General features: G+C 58.2%; 17 protein-coding genes. 6 read left to right on the top strand and 11 right to left on the bottom strand.

The genetic code is table 11. The annotated features are described in order from the left end of the window. Positions 1-190: 190 nt before the first annotated feature. The 5 genes from ABH912_RS14470 to ABH912_RS14450 form a co-directional block, all read right to left on the bottom strand. Positions 191-1,105, bottom strand: coding sequence for a glutamate/aspartate ABC transporter substrate-binding protein (locus ABH912_RS14470; RefSeq protein WP_033057458.1), 915 nt, complete (start codon positions 1,103-1,105; stop codon positions 191-193). Positions 1,106-1,494: 389 nt separating this feature from the next. Continuing rightward, positions 1,495-3,033, bottom strand: coding sequence for a glycerol-3-phosphate dehydrogenase (gene glpD, locus ABH912_RS14465; protein WP_429510971.1), 1,539 nt, complete (start codon positions 3,031-3,033; stop codon positions 1,495-1,497). A gap of 330 nt (positions 3,034-3,363) precedes the next feature. Then, on the bottom strand, positions 3,364-4,119 hold the full coding sequence (locus tag ABH912_RS14460) for a DeoR/GlpR family transcriptional regulator (protein WP_007916700.1): 756 nt from the start codon (positions 4,117-4,119) through the stop codon (positions 3,364-3,366). 85 nt (positions 4,120-4,204) lie between these two features. Further along, positions 4,205-5,710 (bottom strand): glycerol kinase GlpK, encoded by a 1,506-nt coding sequence (glpK, locus tag ABH912_RS14455; protein ID WP_033057460.1) that lies wholly within the window; start codon positions 5,708-5,710, stop codon positions 4,205-4,207. 75 nt (positions 5,711-5,785) lie between these two features. Further along, positions 5,786-6,637, bottom strand: a complete 852-nt coding sequence (locus ABH912_RS14450) for an MIP/aquaporin family protein (RefSeq protein WP_033057462.1) — start codon at positions 6,635-6,637, stop codon at positions 5,786-5,788. Positions 6,638-7,007: 370 nt separating this feature from the next. Between ABH912_RS14450 and ybaK the strand changes: the two genes are divergently transcribed. Both ybaK and ABH912_RS14440 read left to right on the top strand, forming a co-directional pair. Beyond that, positions 7,008-7,478 carry a Cys-tRNA(Pro) deacylase gene (gene ybaK / locus ABH912_RS14445; protein WP_007971306.1) on the top strand — a complete coding sequence of 157 codons (471 nt, stop codon included), beginning with the start codon at positions 7,008-7,010 and terminating at the stop codon, positions 7,476-7,478. 106 nt (positions 7,479-7,584) lie between these two features. After that, a complete protein-coding gene (locus ABH912_RS14440; protein ID WP_033057463.1) occupies positions 7,585-8,367 on the top strand; it encodes a PhzF family phenazine biosynthesis protein in 783 nt (260 codons plus the stop codon). A 51-nt stretch (positions 8,368-8,418) separates the two neighbouring features. Here ABH912_RS14440 and ABH912_RS14435 read toward each other — a convergent pair whose 3' ends face one another. After that, positions 8,419-9,528, bottom strand: coding sequence for an ABC transporter ATP-binding protein (locus ABH912_RS14435; RefSeq protein WP_033057464.1), 1,110 nt, complete (start codon positions 9,526-9,528; stop codon positions 8,419-8,421). Next, positions 9,525-10,445: an ornithine carbamoyltransferase gene (gene argF, locus ABH912_RS14430; RefSeq protein WP_033057465.1), complete on the bottom strand. Its 921-nt coding sequence runs from the start codon at positions 10,443-10,445 to the stop codon at positions 9,525-9,527. Before argF ends, ABH912_RS14435 begins: the two co-directional genes overlap by 4 nt. Before the next feature lie 417 nt (positions 10,446-10,862). Between argF and ABH912_RS14425 the strand changes: the two genes are divergently transcribed. From ABH912_RS14425 to grxD, 3 genes are all read left to right on the top strand, one after another. Further along, positions 10,863-11,153: a hypothetical protein gene (locus ABH912_RS14425; RefSeq protein ID WP_033057467.1), complete on the top strand. Its 291-nt coding sequence runs from the start codon at positions 10,863-10,865 to the stop codon at positions 11,151-11,153. A gap of 134 nt (positions 11,154-11,287) precedes the next feature. Beyond that, positions 11,288-13,393: a molybdopterin oxidoreductase family protein gene (locus ABH912_RS14420; protein WP_429510970.1), complete on the top strand. Its 2,106-nt coding sequence runs from the start codon at positions 11,288-11,290 to the stop codon at positions 13,391-13,393. 97 nt (positions 13,394-13,490) lie between these two features. Then, on the top strand, positions 13,491-13,832 hold the full coding sequence (gene grxD / locus ABH912_RS14415) for a Grx4 family monothiol glutaredoxin (RefSeq protein ID WP_033057469.1): 342 nt from the start codon (positions 13,491-13,493) through the stop codon (positions 13,830-13,832). An 85-nt stretch (positions 13,833-13,917) separates the two neighbouring features. Here grxD and bfr read toward each other — a convergent pair whose 3' ends face one another. Together bfr and ABH912_RS14405 are read right to left on the bottom strand one after the other, a co-directional pair. Continuing rightward, complete coding sequence (gene bfr, locus ABH912_RS14410) at positions 13,918-14,391, bottom strand: bacterioferritin (RefSeq protein ID WP_008155586.1); 474 nt, start codon at positions 14,389-14,391, stop codon at positions 13,918-13,920. A gap of 198 nt (positions 14,392-14,589) precedes the next feature. After that, a complete protein-coding gene (locus tag ABH912_RS14405) occupies positions 14,590-14,808 on the bottom strand; it encodes a bacterioferritin-associated ferredoxin (protein ID WP_033057470.1) in 219 nt (72 codons plus the stop codon). 313 nt (positions 14,809-15,121) lie between these two features. Between ABH912_RS14405 and ABH912_RS14400 the strand changes: the two genes are divergently transcribed. Beyond that, entirely contained in the window at positions 15,122-15,724 is a 603-nt protein-coding gene (locus ABH912_RS14400; RefSeq protein ID WP_033057471.1) for a peroxiredoxin, read from the top strand. Between the two features lie 73 nt (positions 15,725-15,797). Here ABH912_RS14400 and rnt read toward each other — a convergent pair whose 3' ends face one another. Next, entirely contained in the window at positions 15,798-16,475 is a 678-nt protein-coding gene (rnt, locus tag ABH912_RS14395) for a ribonuclease T (protein WP_033057472.1), read from the bottom strand. Next, on the bottom strand, positions 16,472-17,518 hold the full coding sequence (gene pyrC / locus ABH912_RS14390; RefSeq protein WP_033057474.1) for a dihydroorotase: 1,047 nt from the start codon (positions 17,516-17,518) through the stop codon (positions 16,472-16,474). Before pyrC ends, rnt begins: the two co-directional genes overlap by 4 nt. Between the last annotated feature and the right edge of the window lie 109 nt (positions 17,519-17,627).

The raw sequence follows: 17,627 nt of genomic DNA, 5'->3' as shown, positions 1-17,627 counted from the left end.
GGGTCTCCCCTCAGATCGTTCGATGTACAAGTGCCCGCCTGGGGAAGCTCCGTTCCCGCCCAACCTTGACGGTCAGGCACACACGAGCGGCTCGACAGCCACCGGTTCGAGTGTTTCCAGAAATGCCAGCAGGGAATGACTATCCCCTGAAAGGGCAGGGGCCCTCTCAGGAGATAAGGTTAGTCAGAAATCAGGATTTCTTTTCGTCAGCCGCTTTATCGGTCGGATTGGCGATCAGGGCCTTGAGCTCGTCGCTCATCGGGAAGTTCAGGTTCAGGCCTTTTGGCGGGATTGGCGCCATGAACCATTTTTCGTAGATCTTGTTGATCTCGCCGGACTTGTAGGTTGCAACGATGGCGTCATCCACGACTTTCTTGAACGGCTCGTCGCCCTTGCGGACCATGCAGCCGTAGATTTCGAAGGATTGTGGAGTGCCGGTTACGGCCCAGTCATCCGCCTTCTTGGCTTTGGCCGCTTCACCGGCCAGCAGCGCGTCGTCCATCATGAACGCGACGGCACGGCCCGATTCCAGCATCTGGAAGGATTCGCCGTGGTCTTTGGCGGAGATGACGTTCATGCCCATTTGTTTGTCGGCGTTCATCGACTTGAGGATGCGCTCGGACGTGGTGCCGGCGGTGGTCACGACGTTCTTGCCTTTGAGGTCGTCGAAATCCTTGTACGCGGAACCTTTCTTGGACAGCAGGCGGGTACCGATTTCGAAGATACCGACGGAGAAGTCAACTTGCTGCTGACGCTCGACGTTGTTGGTGGTGGAGCCGCACTCGACGTCCACGGTGCCGTTCTGCACCAGCGGGATACGAGTTTGCGAGGTGACCAGGTTGTATTTGACCTGAAGGTTCGGCAGGTCGAGGTCTTTCTTGATGGCTTCGACGATTTTCAGCTGGATATCGTGGGAGTAGCCCATCGGTTTGCCGGAAGCATCAGCGATGTAGGAAAACGGAATGGAAGCGTCACGATGTCCGAGGGTGATAACGCCGGACTCTTTGATCTTCTTCAGGGTGCCGGTGAGCTCGGCGGCGAAAACTGGAGTGCTGATCAGAGCGGCAGCAATGGCTGCGCCCAGGAGATGGGGAACGATGCGCATCAAATTTTCCTCGACATTGTTTTTATATGGAGCCAGTTCATCGGCCCTTTTTGTGCTTTGAATGCTTGCCGGCTCCTGAAGGGTTGGCTCAGCGGACATTCGTCCAAGAGTGTAGAGCATGACTCGTGCCAGGCCAGGACAGTCAGGTCAATACATTGATTTATAAGGGGATTAAATATTTGTGGCGAGGTTTTTGATGTTGAAGAATCCGGTTAACCGAATCGACCGGCAAGTCGCGTTCGGAAAACCGAATGAAATCCCGAGGGCGCCGAAATCCCCCTGTGGGAGCGGCGGTGCGACGATTCCACAGGGGATGTTTAGTGTCTGGCAGCATGCGAAAAGCCCCTGAATCTCTCGATTCAGGGGCTTTCGTTTAACCGGATTTGCGATCAGGCCGCTTCGATCTTGCTGCGGTTCTGTTCGACCTTGTTCAGGTAATCCTTGAGTTTTTCCTGTTCCACCGGGGTGGTGAACAGCCCCAGCTTGCTGCGGCGCCACAGGATGTCGTGCACGGTGGTCGCCCACTCTTCGCTGCACAGGTAATCGACTTCACGGGTGTAGAGCCCGCCGCCGATGTGTTCGCCCATATCACTGAGATTCTGCACGCCTTCCAGCATGCGCCAGGTGCGGCTGCCGTAGGTGGTGGACCAGCGGCGGGCGATTTCGGTCGGCACCCAGTCGTACTTGTCACGGATCAAGGCGCACAAGGCTTGCGGGGTGGTCATGTCTTCGCCGCCCGGCAGGGTAGCGCTGGCGGTCCAGCTCGGCTTGATGTCTTTGAAGTACGGAGCCAGTTGCGCCAGCGCCGACTCGGCCAGTTTGCGGTAGGTGGTCAGCTTGCCGCCGAACACCGACAACAGCGGCGCTTCTTCGCCGGTGCCCGACAGCGCCAGGGTGTAGTCGCGAGTGACAGCCGACGGGTTGTCGGATTCGTCGTTGCACAGCGGGCGAACACCGGAATAGCTGTGCAGGATATCGTCGCGGCTGATGCGTTTCTTGAAATGGGAGTTGACCACTTTCAACAGGTAATCGGTTTCACCTTCAGTGATCGCAACGGCAGCCGGATCCCCGGTGTACTCGCGGTCGGTGGTGCCGATCAGGGTGAAGTGGTTCAAGTACGGAATGGTGAACACGATGCGCTGATCTTCGTTTTGCAGAATGTGCGCGTGTTCGCCTTCGTACAATTTCGGAACGATCAGGTGGCTGCCCTGAATCAGGCGGATGCCGTACGGCGATTCCATCTTCAGGTCGTCACGAATGAACTTGGCGACCCAAGGGCCGGCGGCGTTTACCAGTGCCTTGGCGCGGATCGAAAACAGACTGCCATCGGCGCGTTCCAGATGCAGGTGCCACATGCCCTTGGTGCGACGGGCGCTGACGCAACGGGTCTGGGTGTGAACGTGGGCGCCGTTTTCGCGGGCGGCCATGGCGTTCAGGACCACCAGACGAGCATCGTCGACCCAGCAATCGGAGTATTCGAAGCCTTTGGTTATTTCGCTTTTCAGCGGGCTGTCCGGGCCGAACTTCAGGCTTTTCGAGCCTTCTAGTTTTTCCCGCTTGCCGAGGTGGTCATAAAGGAACAGACCGGCGCGGATCATCCAGGCCGGACGCAGGTGTGGGCGATGTGGCAGCACGAAGCGCATCTGCTTGACGATGTGTGGGGCCTTGGCCAACAGCACTTCGCGTTCGGCCAGGGCTTCGCGCACCAGACGGAATTCGTAATGTTCAAGGTAGCGCAGGCCACCGTGGATCAGCTTGCTGCTGGCTGACGAGGTGTGGCTGGCCAGGTCGTCTTTCTCACAAAGAAACACCGAAAGACCGCGACCGGCGGCATCCGCTGCGATCCCCACGCCATTGATCCCGCCACCGATAACGGCGATATCGTAGATCTCAGCGAGAGGGGGCGTAGGCAAGGTAGAAGTGGGCATCGGCTAGCCTCGGGCTTTTATGATTTTCTGTATTGGAATTCGAACATTAATGTTCATTTGCGAAAATGGTAGCCCATAAAGTCGCCCACAGCCAGTTAACTTCGATTGAAAATACTGATCGAAGGGCCGTCAAAGGAAAATTTGCGAACATTAAAAGTGCGATTTGAGTGCTTTTGTGGCGAGGGAGCTTGCTCCCGCTGGGCTGCGAAGCAGCCCTAAAACCGGCGAGCGCGGTTTTTCAGGAAGAACACATCGTCTGATTTGCGTCTGCTGCGCAGCCGAGCGGGAGCAAGCTCCCTCGCCACAAGGGAGCGCGCTGTTTGGAAAGGATTAAACCACTTCCAGCCGAATCTTGTGCTGACTCAACAACTGCGCCAACGCCGGCACAGGCTGCTGATCGGTGACCAGGCAATCAATCAGGCTGATCGGCCCCAGGCGAATCATGGCGTTGCGCCCGAATTTGCTGGAGTCAGCCGCGAGGATGACCTGTCGGGCATTGGCGATGATCGCCTGGGACACCCGAACTTCCTGATAGTCGAAGTCCAGCAGACTGCCGTCTTCATCGATACCGCTGATGCCGACCAGGGCGAAATCAACCTTGAACTGGTTAATGAAGTCGACGCTGGCCTGACCGACCACGCCGCCGTCACGCCGCACGTTGCCACCGGTCAGCAGGACATCGAAGTCGTCCTTGGCGCTGAGCATCGAAGCCACATGCAGGTTGTTGGTGATGATCTTCAGGTGATTGTGATTGAGCAACGCCCGGGCGATGGATTCGGTGGTGGTGCCGATATTGATGAACAGCGAGGCGTGATCGGGGATTTGAGCCGCAATGGCTTCACCGATACGCTGCTTTTCATCGCGCATCTGATCGGCACGCATGGCGTAGGCGGTGTTTTCGACACTGGAATCGTAGGCTGCGCCGCCATGGTAGCGACGCAACAAATTAGCTTCCGCGAGCTGATTGATGTCGCGGCGGATGGTTTGCGGTGTAACGACGAACAGCGTAGCCATTTCCTCGATGCTGACATAGCCGCGTTCGCGGACCAGTTCGAGGATTTGCTGCTGACGGGGAGGCAGATTCATGGGGCTTCCTTTGGGCTGCCGTGCAAAATTTGCCCATGATGCCGCAGGAATCTGCTCCCTACCAGTTACGAGTACTCAGCTTGGCTTATTCAGCGCCTTCATGCGGTTCCCAGTCGCGGGTGCGGCTGACGGCTTTTTTCCAGCCGGCGTAGAGTTTTTCCTTCGCGGTTTCGTCCAGGGTCGGTTCGAATTCGCGCTCGATCACAGCCTTGCCGCGCAACTCATCCAGGCTGCCCCAGAAGCCACACGCCAGACCGGCCAGGTAAGCGGCGCCCAGTGCAGTGGTTTCGCGCATTTGCGGACGCTCGACCTGAGTGCCGAGGATGTCGGCCTGAAACTGCATCAGGAAGTTGTTCGCGACTGCGCCGCCGTCCACACGCAGGGATTTCAAGCGTTCGCCGGAATCCTGTTGCATCGCGTCCAGAACGTCGCGGGTCTGGTAGGCAATCGACTCCAGGGCTGCACGAATGATGTGATCCACGCGTACGCCGCGAGTCAGGCCAAACAATGCACCGCGGGCATACGGGTCCCAGTACGGTGCGCCCAGGCCGGTAAAGGCTGGCACCAGGTACACGCCGTTGCTGTCCTTGACCTTGTTGGCGAAGTATTCGGTGTCGTGGGCGTCGTTGATGATCTTCAGTTCGTCACGCAGCCACTGAACAGTCGAACCGCCGTTGAACACAGCACCTTCCAGCGCGTAAGCCACTTCGCCGCGCGGGCCGCAGGCGATGGTGGTCAACATGCCGTGCTTGGACTTCACCGCTTTGTCGCCGGTGTTCATCAGCAGGAAGCAGCCGGTGCCGTAGGTGTTTTTCGCCTGGCCTGGCTCAACGCACATCTGGCCGAAAAGGGCTGCTTGCTGGTCACCCGCGATACCGCCGATGGCGATGCCGCTTTTGGTGTGGCCGTAGATTTCGGACGAGGATTTAACTTCCGGCAGCATCTCGCGCGGAATATCCAGCACCTCCAGCATCTTCGCGTCCCACTCCAGCGTGTGGATGTTGAAGAGCATGGTGCGCGAGGCGTTGGTGTAGTCGGTGACGTGCACTTTGCCGCCGGTAAATTTCCAGATCAGCCAGCTGTCGATGGTGCCGAACAACAGTTCGCCTTTGCGCGCACGTTCGCGGCTGCCTTCGACGTTGTCGAGGATCCACTTGAGCTTGGTGCCGGAGAAGTACGGGTCGGTAACCAGGCCGGTGGTGTCGCTGATGTATTGCTCGTGACCGTCGCGCTTGAGCTGCTGGCAGATCTCGGTGCTGCGGCGGCACTGCCAGACGATCGCGTTGTAGATCGGGCGGCCTGTGGTCTTGTCCCAGACCACGGTGGTTTCGCGCTGGTTGGTGATGCCGATGGCGGCGACCTGGTCGTGATGCAGGCCGGCTTGAGCCAGGGCCTCGACCATCACGGCGCTTTGGGTCGCGAAGATTTCCATCGGGTCGTGTTCGACCCAACCGGCTTGCGGGTAATGCTGTGCGAATTCGCGCTGGGCGGTGCAGACCACGTTCGCGTCGCGGTCGAAAATGATCGCGCGGGAGCTGGTCGTACCCTGATCGAGGGCAATGATGTAGTTCTTATTCTGAGTGTCGGTCATGTCGATTGCCTTGGACGAAAAAAGGGAGTGAGGTCCGGCGCGTGATCTGATGGGCAGGATCACACGCCAACGGTATCAAGAAGTTCTTGGTTTGCCGTCAATGGCCGGTGCAGCGTCCTGTGTAGCAGTCAGGGCGCTGGGCAGATGACGGGCAATCAGCCCGCGATAAGCTGCAGCACCGAGGCAGGCACCGACAATCGGTGCAAAAATCGGAATCAGGAAATACGGGATATCGCGCCCGCCGGTGAAGGAAATTTCACCCCAGCCAGCGAAGAAAGTCATCAGTTTAGGACCGAAGTCGCGCGCCGGGTTCATCGCAAAACCGGTCAGCGGCCCCATTGAACTGCCAATCACGGCAATCAGCAGGCCGATCAGCAGCGGAGCGAGCGGACCCTTTGGCAAGCCATTGTTGTCGTCGGTCAGGGACATGATCACGCCCATCAGGATGGCGGTGATGATCACCTCAACCAGGAAGGCTTGTGCCGTGGTCAGGGCCGGGTTGGGGAAGGTGGAGAACACCGACGCCAATTCGAGGCTGGCCTGAGTACCACGAACCATATGGTGAGTTTGTTCGTAATCGAAGAATAAGTTGCTGTACAGCGTGTAAACCAACAACGCTCCACAGAAGGCACCAGCGATCTGGGCGAGAATATAGAACGGCAGTTTGCGCTTTTCGAAGTCAGCGAAAATGCTCAGGGCAATGCTGACGGCGGGATTGAGATGAGCCCCGGAAACGCCGGCGGTCAAGTAGATCGCCATGCTCACGCCGACCCCCCAGATGATGCTGATTTCCCAAAGGCCGAAGCTGGCACCCGCGACCTTGAGCGCGGCAACACAACCTGTACCAAAAAATATCAGCAGCGCAGTGCCCAAAAATTCGGCCATGCATTGGCTTGAGAGCGACGGTTGTTGTAAAGCAGTTGTCATTGAAAACCTCGTTTTTGTTGTTGTCTGGCGCTTTTTCCTCAGGGACAAAGCGCGATTTTCACCGAGGCAGGATCCCCATCCTGTTCTCGGCCTACTGCTGGGTGCTGCGATAGGAACATTCGTACAGTATTCAGATTCGAAAAAATATAGACAAGAAACGCTGCTGTCAAAGGTCGAAAGTGAACCGTCAGTCACAATCGAACTATTAGTCACATGAATGACCGCATCGTTCACGCGTCAGGCTGAAGGTGGACGAACGGCATAAGGCGCCGCCAAGCCTTTGAAATAGCGCCGCAATAGAGCCATTTGTCGATCAATGGCCTAGAATCCAGCGCAGTATTTTTCTTCTGCCGCCAAGCCTGGAGCTGTCATGACCCCCGCATTGGATTTGTTGAAAAAAGTTCGTGCCGAACATCGCGTGCACAGTTACGAACATGATCCGAAGGCAGCGTCCTACGGGCTGGAGGCCGCGGAGAAGCTGGGACTGGATCCGGCGCAGGTGTTCAAGACCTTGCTGGCGGCCAGCGAAAAAGGTGAATTGTTGGTGGCCGTGGTGCCGGTCGTCGGAAGTCTGGACTTGAAAGGCCTGGCGCATGCTGCGGGCGTGAAAAAAGTCGAAATGGCCGATCCTGCCGCTGCGCAACGATCCACCGGCTACCTGTTGGGCGGGATCAGCCCGCTGGGACAGAAAAAGCGCTTGCGCACCTTTATCGATAATTCGGCTCAGCCCTTTGCCAGCATTTTTGTCAGCGCGGGGCGGCGTGGGCTGGAAGTCGAATTGGCACCCGCGGTGCTGGCCGAACATACCCAAGCGAAATTCGCTGATATCGGCCGCGCCTGACGAGGGCTCCCGGTCTGGCGCTGTATGGTGGAAATGTAAAGACTCTGTTACTGGTGCCGGGTTGCCGGGAGCTTCATGCTCCGTGACCTGACAAAGGGAGAAGGTTATGCAGCTTGAGTTTCATCAGGTCGATGCGTTCAGTGATCGGCCGTTCAGTGGCAACCCGGCGATGGTCTATCGCCTCGATGCCTGGCTTGCCGATGAGTTGATGCAGAAGATCGCCGCCGAGCACAACCTCGCCGAAACTGCTTTCGTGGTGCGCGAAGGGCAGGGCTGGCGCATCCGCTGGTTTACCCCGACCACCGAAGTGCCATTGTGCGGTCATGCGACCCTGGCCAGCGCTTATGTTCTGTTTGAAATCTATAAAGAGCCGGTCGAGCGGCTGGACTTTATCTGCAAGTCCGGCCCGCTAAGCGTGAGTCGTGAGGGTGAGCGCTTGTGGCTGGATTTCCCGGCGCTCATTCCGTCGGAAGTGGGCGTGACCCTGGATGTCGAGCGCGCGCTGGGTGTGGAAGCGGTTGATGTGCTGGGGGCTAACGAGTTGTTCGTGGTGCTGGAATCCGAGCAGGCGGTGCTCGAATGTCAGCCGGACATGGCGGCATTGGCGAAACTGCCGTGGCCAGGAGCAATTGTCACAGCCAGGGGCAGCCAGCATGATTTTGTTTCCCGCTACTTCGCACCGGCGATCGGCATCAACGAAGACCCGGTGACGGGTTCCACCCATTGCAGCCTGATTCCGTACTGGTCGAAACGTTTGGGCAAGTCAAGCCTGACGGCTTGCCAGCGCTCAGCTCGAGGCGGGGAGTTGTTCTGTCGGCTGGAAGGGGATCGGGTGAAAATCGGCGGGAATGCGACGCTCGTTGCAAGCGGCACGCTAATGCTCAGTTAAACGAACACCCAATGTGGGAGCAAGCTAGCTCCCACATTTTATTGCGTGTGCTTAGTGGGCGCTGCTATAGCGGCGGACACCGGATTCTACGACCGGAATCTGCGCCGCCGTACTGCCCGACGCCTGAAACAGCACCAGGTGTTCAGCCGCGACACGAATGCCGACCTCTGAACCCACCTGATGATCGGCATGGCTTGGGAAAATCGATTCCAGCTGCGCGCCGGTCGGCAACTGCAAGCGATACAACGTGGACGCACCCTGGAAAGACTTGCCGACAATCCGCGCCTTCAACGTGCTGTCTGGTGCATAAACGATATCGTCCGGACGCAGCAATACATCCACCGCACCGCCAACCGGCCAGGTGTAGGCACGATTACCGCGTAACTCACCCAGTTCGGTCTGCACCGACTCGGGGCTGCTCAGCTGACCGCGGATGAAATAACCCTGGCCAATGAAGCTGGCCACAAACGGCGTCAGCGGTTCGTGATACAGGTTGTAAGGCGTGTCCCACTGCTCCAGGCGACCCTCCTTGAAAACCCCCACGTGGTCACTCACCGCGAAGGCCTCTTCCTGGTCGTGGGTCACCAGAATCGCGCTGGTGCCACGGGCCTTGAGGATATCGCGCACCTCATGGCTGAGCTTGCGTCGCAGCTCGCCATCAAGGTTGGAAAAGGGTTCGTCGAGCAGCAGCAGTTGAGGTTCCGGCGCCAACGCGCGGGCCAGTGCGACGCGCTGCTGTTGACCACCGGACAGCTCATGCGGGAAGCGTTTGCCGAGGTTTTTCAGGTTGACCAGTTCCAGCAACTCTTCGGTGACGCGATCCTTTTGCGGATGCTTGCGGATCCCGAAGGCGATGTTCTCGGCCACGCTCAAGTGCGGAAACAGTGCGTAATCCTGGAACACCATGCCGATCCGGCGTTTCTCCGGAGCAAGGGTGAAACCGGCGCGGGAGATGGTCTCGCCCGCCAACTGGATTTCACCTTCGTGTACCGGTTCGAAACCGGCAATCGCCCGCAGCGTGGTGGTTTTGCCGCAACCCGAAGAGCCCAGCAGGCAACCGATGTCGCCGGCATTCAAATGCAGGTTGAGGTTCTGCACGACGCGCTGGTCTTGGTAGCCGCAGGCGAGGTTGCGCAGGTTCAGCAGTAATGGATGGCTCATGCGTGGTGGTACGCCGGTTCGACGAGAAACTCGAGCAGGGCCTTTTGTGCGTGAAGACGGTTTTCGGCTTGATCCCATGCGACGGAGCGCGGGTCATCGAGCAGGTCGACGCTGATTTCCTCGCCACGGTGGGCCGGCAGGCAGTGCATGAACAGCACGTCCGGTGCGGCCAGGTCGAGCAGGGCGCGGTTGACCTGGAATGGCGCGAACAGCTTCAGGCGCTTGGCGGTTTCCTCTTCCTGGCCCATGGAGGTCCAGACGTCGGTGCTGACCAGGTGGGCGCCGCGTACGGCCTCCTTCGGATCGCGGACGATGGTGACCCGATCGCCGGCCTTGGCCACAAATTCAGGGTTGGGTTCAAAGCCTTCCGGGCACGCGACGCGCAACTGGAAGTCGAACTGGATCGCCGCTTCTATATAGCTGTTGCACATGTTGTTGCCGTCGCCGATCCAGGCCACGGTTTTGCCCTGGATCGAGCCGCGGTGTTCGAGGAACGTCTGCATGTCGGCCAGCAACTGGCACGGGTGCAGGTCATCGGACAGGCCGTTGATCAGCGGCACACGGGAGTTGGCGGCGAACTCAGTCAGTGTGCTGTGGGAAAACGTACGGATCATCACCGCATCGAGCATGCTCGACATGACAATGGCGGCGTCGCCGATCGGCTCGCCACGGCCCAGTTGGGTGTCGCGCGGCGACAGGAAGATCGCCTGGCCACCGAGCTGGATCATGCCGGCTTCGAACGAAATACGGGTGCGGGTCGAGGACTTCTCGAAAATCATCCCGAGCACGCGGTTTTTCAGAGGCTCGAACAGTACGCCGCGGTTACGCAGGTCTTTGAGCTCAACGCCTCGACGGATCACGCTGACCAGCTCTTCGGGCGTGCAATCCATCAGGGAGAGAAAGTGCCTTGCGCTCATCATTGACTACCTTTTTGCAACAGACCGCAGATACTCAAAGCCTTGTTTAACTGAAAAACGGGCGAGACCTGCGGCGTAAGCCGCACGGGGCGACGAAATAGGGGAAGGCGCGATCTTATAATTAAATGTCGCGTCTTACCAATAGGGCTACGGTTTTTAGGGGATTTCAGAGGGGCTACGGGATGACCGCAGTAGCGCTTTTGAAGCCTGTTTCCTGACAGCAGCCTGTCATTTGTACACTGGGGTCGCGGGGCTTTGCAATCAAACGGGGCGGGGAAGGCGTAGCAACGGTCGGTTTCTGACCTGTCATTCGAAACATTTGTACTCAGGATGGCGGGGTGTGTCTGGTCTGAAACATTTGCTAATGCAAAGTGGCGGGTTATAACTAACGTACGAACGACGCAGGAAGCCTTCGGAATGGAATCGAAAGAACGACAGTTAATGGAATTACTCGGCCTCACGGCTCGCTCGTTGACCCATCTCACCGCGTCCATGACCTCGATGTCCTTCGAGTTGATGCGCAGTGAAGACGACGTGACCAAGGCCGCCGGCCGGCGGATGATCGACCGCATGGCAACCATCAGCACCGGGCTCGACGAGCACTGGCGGCTGATCGGCGAACTCACCGGTGTTCATGTCGCTCAAGAGCAGATCGAAACCATCCAGGAGATCCAGTTGCAGGCGCCGCCGAGACTGCCGCCGAACTGATCCCCAGCGGTCATCGGCTGGCCTGATGGCCGCCGATTCACAAGACGAACGTCGCTGGCGCAGCCGTGGATCAGGCGCCATAGTTTTGTTCCCGCGGCCGATATCGCCCGCCCAGAACAAGACAGAGACTGGCCATGACCAAGACTCTCCATCACCGTGCGTGCCACTTGTGTGAAGCCATCTGCGGCCTGACCATCGAAACCACCGAGGCCGACGGCGCGGTGCAGATCACGTCGATCAAGGGTGACGCTCAGGATACATTCAGCCGCGGGCACATCTGCCCCAAGGCCGTCGCCCTGCAAGATATTCAGAACGATCCGGATCGTCTGCGTCAGCCGATGCTGCGGGTCGGCAGCGAATGGCAACCCATCGAGTGGGAAGACGCCTTCAGCCTTGTAGCCGAACGTCTGGCGGCGATTCAGGAGCGTCATGGGCAAAACGCGGTGGCGGTCTATCAAGGCAACCCCAGCGTGCACAACTATGGGCTGATGACCCACAGCAATTACTTTCTCGGCCTGTTGAAAACCCGCAACCGGTTTTCCGCGACCTCGGTCGATCAGTTGCCCCATCACCTGACCAGCCATTTGATGTACGGCCACGGTTTGCTGTTGCCGATCCCGGACATCGATCACACCGATTTCATGCTGATCCTCGGCGGCAATCCGCTGGCCTCCAACGGCAGCATCATGACCGTGCCGGATGTGGAGAAGCGCTTGAAGGCCATTCAGGCCCGCGGCGGCAAAGTGGTGGTGGTCGATCCGCGCCGCAGCGAAACCGCGGCGATTGCCGACCAGCATCTGTTCGTGCGCCCCGGTGGCGATGCCGCGCTGTTGTTCGGACTGCTCAATACCTTGTTCGCTGAAGATCTGACCCGAGACAGTCATTTGCCGGTGGACGGTCTGGATGACGTGCGGGAAGCCGTCGCGAACTTCACCGCCGAAGCCATGAGCCCGCTGTGCGCGGTGCCCGCCGAACAGATCCGCCAACTGGCGCGGGACTTTGCGGCGGCGCCGACGGCGGTCTGTTACGGCCGTATGGGTGTCTCGACCCAGGCGTTCGGCACCTTGTGTCATTGGGTTGTGCAACTGATCAACCTGGTCACCGGTAATCTTGATCGCGTGGGAGGGGCGTTGTGCACCGAACCTGCGGTGGACCTGGTGGCTTCCACCTCAGGTGGGCATTTCAATCTGTGGCAGAGCCGGGTCTCCGGGCGTCCTGAATATGGTGGAGAACTGCCGGTCTCGGCGCTGGCCGAAGAGATGCTTACCGAAGGGGAAGGGCAGGTTCGCGCGCTGATTACCGTGGCGGGTAATCCGGTACTGTCGACGCCCAATGGCCGACAACTGGAACAGGCCCTGGACGGTTTGGAGTTCATGGTCAGCATCGACCTGTACATCAATGAAACCACGCGCTATGCCGACCTGATCCTGCCGTCCACATCGGCCCTGGAAAACGATCACTACGACACCACATTCAACATGTTCGCGGTGCGTAACGTCACTCGGTTCAACCGCGCGATCCTGGGCAAGCCCGAAGGTGCGTTGCATGACTGGGAGATTTTCGTCGGGCTGGCCAAGGCCTTTGCTGCGAAGACCGGCAAGGAACTGAAACCGACGATCCCGCCAGCGCAGATGATCGACCGTGGCTTGCGGATGGGGTTGTATGGCGATGCTTCGGAACAGAAATTGTCGCTGGCGACCTTGTTCGATCACCCGCATGGTGTCGATCTCGGGGCGCTGAAATCCAATCTGGCGCCACGCCTGAAAACCGCCAACCAGCGCGTCCAGGCTGCGCCACCAGTGATCCTTGCCGACCTGGCGCGCTTTGCAGCCTTGCAAGCACCCGCGGCCGATGAGTTGCTGATGATTGGCCGCCGTCATGTTCGCAGCAACAACTCGTGGATGCACAACTATCACCGTCTGGTGAAGGGCAAACCGCGCCATCAATTGCTGATGCACCCGGATGACCTGTCCAGCCGTGGGCTCAACGACGGGCAGCGCGTGCGGGTCAGTTCGCGGGTCGGTGTGATTGAAGTTGAAGTGCTTGGCAGTCTGGATATGATGAAAGGTGTGGTCAGTCTTCCTCACGGTTGGGGCCATGCGCGGCCGGGCGTGCAGATGACCATTGCCAGTGGTCAGCCGGGCTCCAGCGCCAATGACTTGACCGACGAGTGTCAGCTCGATGAGTTGTCGGGCAATGCCGCGTTGAACGGTGTACCAGTGACCGTGGCGGCGGCTTGATCAAGTCTGTCGGGGAGACCGAGCAGGGTGCTCGGGTTTCCGTTACAATGCGCCACCGTGCCGACCCCTGAGTCGGAAAGTTCAGCCGAGGTGCTCCATGGATATCATCGAAACGATTAAAGAGCAGATTGCTAACAACACCATTCTGCTTTACATGAAAGGTTCGCCGAATGCCCCGCAGTGTGGCTTCTCCGCGAAAGCCGCGCAGGCCGTGATGGCATGTGGTGAAAAGTTTGCGTACGTGGACATCCTGCAGAACCCGGAAATCCGCGCCAACCTGCCAAAATACGCCAACTGGCCAACCTTCCCGCAACTGTGGGTGGGCGGTGAGCTGGTCGGCGGTAGCGACATCATGACCGAGATGGCTGCTGACGGTTCGTTGCAGGCCACCATCAAGGCTGCTGTCGAAGCGGCTGCTGCCAACAAGACCGAAGCTTGATTCGGGCTCTGTAGGCAATAAAAAAGCCCCGCCTCTTTAAAAGAGCGCGGGGCTTTTTGTTATCTCGAATTTAGCGGGCGCTAACTTACTCTTCGCCCATCTGCGATTGCAGATAGTTCTCAAGACCGACTTTATCGATCAGGCCCAGTTGGGTTTCCAGCCAGTCGATATGTTCTTCTTCGGATTCAAGAATATCTTCAAGCAATTCGCGGCTACCAAAGTCGCCAACGGTTTCGCAATGAGCGATAGCCACTTTGAGATCGGCATGACCGGTGCGTTCGATACGCAGGTCGCACTCAAGCATTTCCTGGGTGTGTTCGCCGATCTGCAGCTTGCCCAGGTCCTGGACGTTCGGCAGGCCTTCAAGGAACAGGATGCGCTTGATCAGCTTGTCCGCGTGCTTCATCTCGTCGATGGATTCGTGGTATTCGTGCTTGCCGAGCTTGTTCAGGCCCCAATCTTCGTACATGCGTGCATGCAGGAAGTATTGATTGATCGCGACCAGTTCATTGGCAAGGATCTTGTTGAGATGCTGGATGACTGTAACGTCGCCTTTCATGGTGGGGTCCTGCCCTAAGTAGCTGTCTATAAGGCAGAGTTTGAGCCGCACAACTAAGAGTGTCAAACCTAAGTTATTGAAACTTAAATGAAAATTAATCGGAATAAGAATGTTTGTGTTCCGCGTCTAGAGCGTAAGCGTTTGATTTTCAGACATAAAAAAACCGGACATTAAGTCCGGTTCTTTGAAATACGGTATTTACGCAGCAGTAAATTCTACAGGGTAAGGAATCGCGGCCTGGGCCGATTGCAATTTGGTCAGGGTTTCGCGAACCACTTCCTTGGCAAGGCAGGCGCATTTGCCGCATTGGCTGGCTACGCCGGTGGCCTGACGGACTTCTTTGTAGCTGCAGCAACCTTCATAGATTGCATCGCGGATTTGACCGTCGGTGACGCCAGTGCAGAGGCAGACATACATAAGTGAAAACCGTCGCTGGTTGTGACTCAATTGCGATGGATCTTAATGTTAACGAGAATGATTGTCAAAGTGCTTTCTGAAAGCTTCGCGTTATAAGCGCGGGTCACTGACGAACGGTTTCAGACCGGCAATCTGCCAGCATCGTCGCAGACGGCAATTTCACCGTGACGTTGAAAATCCGTTAAGGACAGCTCAAAAACGCCGTGTATGATGGTCGGTCCTTGCGAAGGGGGTCGTGTCACAGGGCTGTCGCCTGAGGGTGGCAGGCTGATGCGAACCCAGTTCTTCACGTTAATAGACCAGGAGATATTCAATGAGCGTACTCGTAGGCAAACAAGCCCCAGACTTCACCGTACCGGCCGTACTCGGCAATGGCGAAATCGTAGACAGCTTCACCCTGTCGTCGGCCATCAAAGGCAAATACGGCCTGGTGTTCTTCTACCCACTGGACTTCACCTTCGTTTGCCCGTCCGAGCTGATCGCTCTGGACAACCGCATGTCTGACTTCAAGGCACGCAACGTTGAAGTGATCGCCGTTTCGATCGACTCGCACTTCACCCACAACGCCTGGCGCAACACCCCGGTGAACAATGGCGGTATCGGCCAGGTTCGCTACACCATGGCTGCCGACATCAAGCAGGAAGTCATGAAGGCCTACGACGTTCAGTCCGCTGACGGCGTTGCATTCCGTGGCGCGTTCCTGATCGACGACAAAGGCGTTGTCCGCTCGCAGATCATCAACGACCTGCCGCTGGGCCGTAACATGGAAGAGCTGATTCGTCTGGTCGACGCTCTGCAATTCCACGAAGAGCACGGCGAAGTTTGCCCTGCCAACTGGAAAAAAGGCGACAAGGGCATGAACGCTTCTCCAGAAGGCGTTGCTGCTTACCTGACCGAGCACGCTGCGGCGCTGTAAGCCCAAGCGTCAGGCATAAAAAAACCGGCCTCAGTGGCCGGTTTTTTTATGCGCGGGATTAATCAGCGACAGATCAGTCGTTGAAATCTTCCCAGCCGCCCATTTGTTTCCAGCGATTGACGATGCCGCAGAACAGCTCTGCCGTCTTCTCGGTGTCGTAGCGAGCCGAGTGGGCCTCACGACCGTCGAAGTCGATATCGGCGGCCTGACAAGCTTTGGCCAGTACGGTCTGGCCGTAAGCCAGACCGGCCAGGGTTGCCGTATCGAAGCTCGAGAACGGATGGAACGGGTTGCGTTTCATGTCCAGGCGCGCGACAGCGGCGTTAAGAAAGCCCAGATCGAAGCTGCTGTTGTGCCCGACCAGAATTGCCCGTTTGCAACCGTTGGCTTTCAGGGCCTTGCGGATGCCGCGGAAGATGTCGGTCAGCGCTGCTTCTTCACTCACTGCCATGCGCAGCGGGTGATCGAGTTTGATCCCGGTGAATTCCAGAGCGGCCGCTTCGATGTTCGCGCCTTCAAAAGGCTCTACACGAAAGAAGTAGGTGTGATCGGGGTACACAAACCCTTTTTCGTCCATGCCGATGGTAGTTGCAGCAATTTCCAGCAAGGCGTCAGTGGCAGAGTTGAAACCACCGGTTTCAACGTCGACAACAACTGGCAGGTATCCACGGAAGCGCTCAGCCATTGGGTGGCGCGAACCACCTCCGCCGCCTTGACCGTCCTGTTCGTCGTCGAAATGGTCTTCACTCACGCGTGTTCCTCCAGCAGGCGCCAGCGCAGTTTTTCACCGGCGCGCAGCGGGATTACAGTCAGCTCGCCAAATGGCAGGCTGGTTGGGGCGGTCCACTCTTCGCGGACCAAGGTGATGCGATCGGTGTTCACCGGCAGGCCGTAGAAACGCGGGCCGTTGAGGCTGGCGAAGGCTTCGAGCTTGTCCAGCGCGTTGCGCTGTTCGAAGGCTTCGGCATACATCTCGATCGCTGCATAAGCGGTGTAGCAACCGGCACAGCCGCAAGCGGCTTCTTTGGCGTGCTGGGCGTGAGGCGCCGAGTCGGTGCCCAGGAAGAACTTGTCGCTGCCGCTGGTGGCGGCGTCGAGCAGGGCTTCCTGATGGGTGTTGCGCTTGAGGATCGGCAGGCAATAGAAGTGCGGCCGAATCCCGCCCACCAACATGTGGTTGCGGTTGTACAGCAGATGATGCGCGGTGATGGTCGCGCCAACGTTGGCCGAAGCCTCGTTGACGAACTGCACGGCATCAGCGGTGGTGATGTGTTCGAACACCACTTTGAGCGTCGGGAAGCGCTCGACCACACGACGCATGTGCTCATCGATAAAGATTTTTTCGCGATCGAACACGTCGACATCGCCACGGGTGACTTCACCGTGAACCAGCAAGGGCATCCCGACTTCGGCCATGGCCTCAAGTGCAGGGAAAATCTTGTCGATGCTGGTGACGCCAGAGTCCGAGTTGGTGGTCGCGCCGGCCGGGTACAGCTTGGCGGCGTGAATGAAGCCGCTGGCCTTGGCCTCGCGAATTTCTTCGGGCTGGGTGCGGTCGGTCAGGTACAGCACCATCAACGGTTCGAAGCGGCTGCCAGCCGGGCGTGCAGCGAGAATCCGCTGGCGATAGCCGTCGGCTTCAGCGGTGTTACGCACCGGAGGTACCAGGTTGGGCATGATGATGGCGCGACCAAAGGTGCGCGCGACATCCGCGACTGTATTGGGCAACACAGCACCATCGCGAAGATGAATATGCCAGTCGTCGGGACGCAGCAGGGTCAGGCGGTCGGACATGAGGGGATTCCAGGCGGGTCAAACTGAGGGGAATGCTACCGGAAAAGACTCTTCCAGGCACTCGCTATCAAGTTTTGCAGCAAGCTTCCGATATCCAACAGGTATGCCG

It is taken from the genome of Pseudomonas sp. BT76 TE3572, assembly GCF_050435365.1.
In the GTDB taxonomy this organism is placed as follows: Bacteria; Pseudomonadota; Gammaproteobacteria; order Pseudomonadales; family Pseudomonadaceae; genus Aquipseudomonas; species Aquipseudomonas fluorescens_W.
This window is presented reverse-complemented; position numbering and strand designations above follow the sequence as displayed.